At 48.3% G+C, this 3,825-nt stretch carries 5 protein-coding genes; 2 read left to right on the forward strand and 3 right to left on the reverse strand.

Annotated features, from left to right (window positions below):
- Positions 1–172 (forward strand): DUF6576 domain-containing protein (locus tag ABYP73_RS12000; protein ID WP_372974487.1); only part of this gene is annotated, 172 nt, incomplete at its 5' end.
- 6 nt (positions 173–178) lie between these two features.
- A complete protein-coding gene (locus ABYP73_RS12005) occupies positions 179–1,210 on the forward strand; it encodes an endonuclease/exonuclease/phosphatase family protein (RefSeq protein WP_372974485.1) in 1,032 nt (343 codons plus the stop codon).
- On the opposite strand, the gene ABYP73_RS12010 is transcribed toward ABYP73_RS12005, so the two are convergent.
- The 3 genes from ABYP73_RS12010 to lepB form a co-directional block, all read right to left on the reverse strand.
- Entirely contained in the window at positions 1,179–1,511 is a 333-nt protein-coding gene (locus ABYP73_RS12010; RefSeq protein WP_372945107.1) for a DUF6122 family protein, read from the reverse strand. The two genes, ABYP73_RS12005 and ABYP73_RS12010, sit on opposite strands and share 32 nt — an antisense overlap.
- On the reverse strand, positions 1,504–2,136 hold the full coding sequence (locus tag ABYP73_RS12015) for a WbqC family protein (protein WP_372945106.1): 633 nt from the start codon (positions 2,134–2,136) through the stop codon (positions 1,504–1,506). Before ABYP73_RS12015 ends, ABYP73_RS12010 begins: the two co-directional genes overlap by 8 nt.
- A 19-nt stretch (positions 2,137–2,155) precedes the next feature.
- Positions 2,156–3,825, reverse strand: a 1,670-nt coding sequence (lepB, locus tag ABYP73_RS12020; protein ID WP_372974486.1) for a signal peptidase I, incomplete at its 5' end; no start/stop codon positions are given.

Consider the following 3,825-nt stretch of genomic DNA (forward strand, 5'->3'; position numbering starts at 1 on the left):
AAAAACCGTCTATCGCAAAAAGAACACTACTTCCGGTTCCAAGATCGATTACGACAAGGAGAGTCGCCAGCGTAAAATTGACGGTATCCTCGACAAGATTAGCAAGTCGGGTTATGAAAGCCTTTCCAAGGCGGAAAAGGATTTTCTGTTTAAGGCAGGGAAGGAAGACTGATTTCCAATGAAACGATCAAGCCTGTTCATCTTCGCCGCGAAAGGCGTTTTGTTCCTCTTTTCCTTTCTTCTGATTGCCGCCTGCCTGTATGGAACAATCTGGAATGCCGACATCGTATTTTTCGATCTTCTCGCCCTAGTGCTCCCCTATCTCGTGATTGCAAATCTGTTTTCAGGTCTCTTGGCTGTAATCCTTCGCAGCAGATATTTCCTGTTACCTGTAGCCTCCTTGCTGATCTGGTTTTTTACTTTAGGGTCCTTTTGGGTATTGTCTGTTGCTGCATCTGATGAATCGACCGATGACATCTCCATCCTCAGTTATAATGTACGCGAACTGGAGGGGTATTACCGCAATCCTTATCCGGATGTTGTATCGCGCATTATGAATTTTATTTTGGAAGAAGATAGTGACATTATATGTTTCCAGGAATATGCCCGTAGACGTCCAGTTGGCGAGAATCTGAATGCTTACCCCTATCAGTTTTACTATTCATACACGGGATCCAAAAGGTATTCACCGCTTGCAATCTTTTCAAAGTTTGAGATCCTATCGGGTGGTTCCCTAGATTTTCCCAACACTTCAAACAATGCAATTTATGCCGACCTGATGGTAGAAGGAGATACTCTCCGAGTATACAATATTCACCTTCAATCCCTGAAATTCAGACCTGGCTCGCTTAAAAGAGAAAATCCAATCCGACTTTTCAATCGCCTTGGAAAGACCATCAGGAAACAAAAAGAACAGGTCGATATCCTGCTTGCTCATACCAAATCCTCTCCTTATCCCTATATCATTTGTGGGGATTTTAACAATACCCAGTATTCTAAGGTATACCGAAAGCTTAAAGGGGACTTAAGAGACTCTTTTCTGGAAAAGGGGAACGGACTGGGAAGGACCCTCCTATTTAAAGTCCTGCCCTTCCGAATAGACTATATCCTGATAGATCCCGATTTTGAGATCACGAGTCATACCAACTACAAGGTAGAGTACTCAGACCATTACCCGGTCAGGGCGTCATTCCGGCTCCCTGAAAAATAAACAGGCAGTCCGTCCAATCGGCAAGCATGTGCAGCAGTAAACCTACGCCCCATATTCGTGTAGGTTTGAAAAACAGGAACACGGTGTAAATCCCCATAGCCCAATACGTATGCAGAGGATGGAAGTCGATGCTGCAGCGGTTCGGGTCGAAGATCGGACTTGCAAATAAATGATCTATATCGATCAGGATAGCCGACAACAGGATGAGTACAGCGCGTCCGGGACGATCCTTATAAAAGAGGAAGGCTACGGCTATAGGCAGTATAAAATGGATTCCGTAGTGGAGTGAGAGCCTAAGCATGGGCGAAATTTAAGGGCAGGGACCGGAGATAGTCGGCGGCGTGAAGCCCCTCGTTGAACAACAAGTCCAGGACGCTGACATTGGGAATAAATCCGTGCTTTTCCGCAAACACCTGTGTGTAGGAAGGCGGATCAAAAGGCAGGTTTTTTTTCGCATTGACCAGATGTCTCATGTCCGCAACCGCTGTGGGAGAAGGTTCGTACTGCTTTGTTTTCATTTCCGGAACCGAGAGTCCTAAGAGCGCACAGACTACGTCAATACACTTGAGGTTGAAGTCGAGCAGGAAGTTAGGTGGCTCCTGAAACAATGGGGCCAGATCGTCCTCAAAATATTCAAAAAAGGGGGACGACCTGTAAGCGGTTTCCAGAGTACGCCAGTGCAGCCTTTGCCAGGCATAGGAATTGTCGGTCCTCACGTCCCTGAAATATTGTTTCCCCTGTTTACCCCCCACGTGTTTGATGGGGATGCTCATCAGGTGTTTGCCCTGATCCGTACAGATATAAGTCCGGTTCCTGTACGTCTGTTTCTGGTAATAGTCGCAGACCTCCCACTGGCATTCTTTCTGGGCGAGCAGGGCCGTGGTGGCTACATTCGGGAAATATACAGGGTGCACGAGATGGAGCATGGTCGGATCTCTCAGGACGTTATTTCGCTTTGCTCTTTTTTCTCCTCTTCCAGATAAAATCAATGATAAACCACGCCGCCAGGGCCATAAGGAAATACCGGAAATAGGAAACCGGTTCCCCTTCTCCGTTCACCGTAGTAAAGATCCTGTCCCACCTGGGTTTCCAGTTGGCTATACCTTCATTGAAGTTGTCAAAACTCAGCCAGATAAAAATAGGGGTCCCTACAATGTGATTCTCAGGGACATAGCCCCAGGTTCTGCTGTCCTCCGAATGGTCCCTGTTGTCCCCCATCATCCAGTAATAATCCTGTTTAAAGGTGTATTCCCGGGCTACTTCTCCATTGACCAGCACCTGGTTGCCTGAAACCCCTATCGTATTTCCCTCATAATCCCGGATGATCTTTTTATAGAGTGGAAGGACCTTTACATTTAAGGCTACTGTACTTCCTTTTGCAGGGATAAAAATGGGACCGAAATTGTCATTATTCCAGGGGTAATCCGGACTTTGAGGGAAAATGTTATATCCGGGAGCTCCTTTGGGCTCCAGGATCTTGACTACTGAATCGATCTGGGAATTTGCACGGAGCTCGGCCGCCATCTCATCTGTCAGGGTGGCCTGCCGTTCCCGGTCCGTGATCTCCCTCAGGGAAAGACCCAGACCCCGGATCACCTCGGCGGGGATGCCCTTGCTGTCTGTCAGGATCACCGGAGGGTTATTCTGCCCGTAGACCACAAATCCAGCCGACCTGAGGGCCATCAACTGCTGGGGATTCAACGATTGAGCCACATAGGTCCTGTTGAATTCCGATACCCCCACATCCAGCAACAAACGGGAGGATACCCCGTTCCGGGCGTACAGCATGTAATCGTACTGAGGTTTGGCCCTGTCTGACAAGACGAGTTGTTCTCCATCGATGTAGACAAAACCATCCCTGATCTCAAGGGAATCTCCGGGCAGACCTACACATCGTTTTACATAATTCGATTTTTTGTCAATAGGCTTGACCACCCCGGCTTCTTTTTTGAAAAAAGCGCGGACTGTATCGGCTGGCCAGCTAAAGACCACAATATCATTTCGGTCGACCTTCGTAAACCCCGGTAGCCGGAAATAGGGGAGCTGAGGTTTTTTAAGGTAAGACCTTATCCCAAGCCCGGGAAGGGTGTCATGTACCATGGGAGCTGCGATCGTGGTCATTGGGGTCCGTGCCCCGTAATGAAATTTGCTCACGAATAAAAGGTCTCCAATCCGAAGCGTGCGTTCCAGGGACCCGGTGGGAATCACGTAGGGCTGAATAAAATAGGTGTGTACCAAAGTGGCTGCTACCACGGCGAAAACAATGGAACTCACCCATTCCCCCGAGCTGCTTTTCGGGTGCAGACTCCTGTCCTTTATGTGGATCACTTCCAGGGCGTAATTGACGTAATAAATGTAGAATCCAAGTGACAGAATAGCCAGCCAGGTGTCTGCCAGGCTGTTGCGGCCGAAACTCCTGACGGTCTCTACCCAGATCACGGGGAACATCAACAGATTGATGATAGGGATGAACAAAAGGATCACCCACCAGGCAGGCCGGTTGATGATCTTCATCAGAACCACGGCGTTGTATATGGGAATAGCCGCTTCCCAGGGTTTTCTGCCCGCTATCTTATAGAGTTTCCAGGTTCCCAGGAAGTGGATGACCTGAACAA

It is taken from the genome of Muriicola sp. (assembly GCF_041567615.1).
Classification (GTDB): Bacteria; Bacteroidota; Bacteroidia; order Flavobacteriales; family Flavobacteriaceae; genus Muriicola.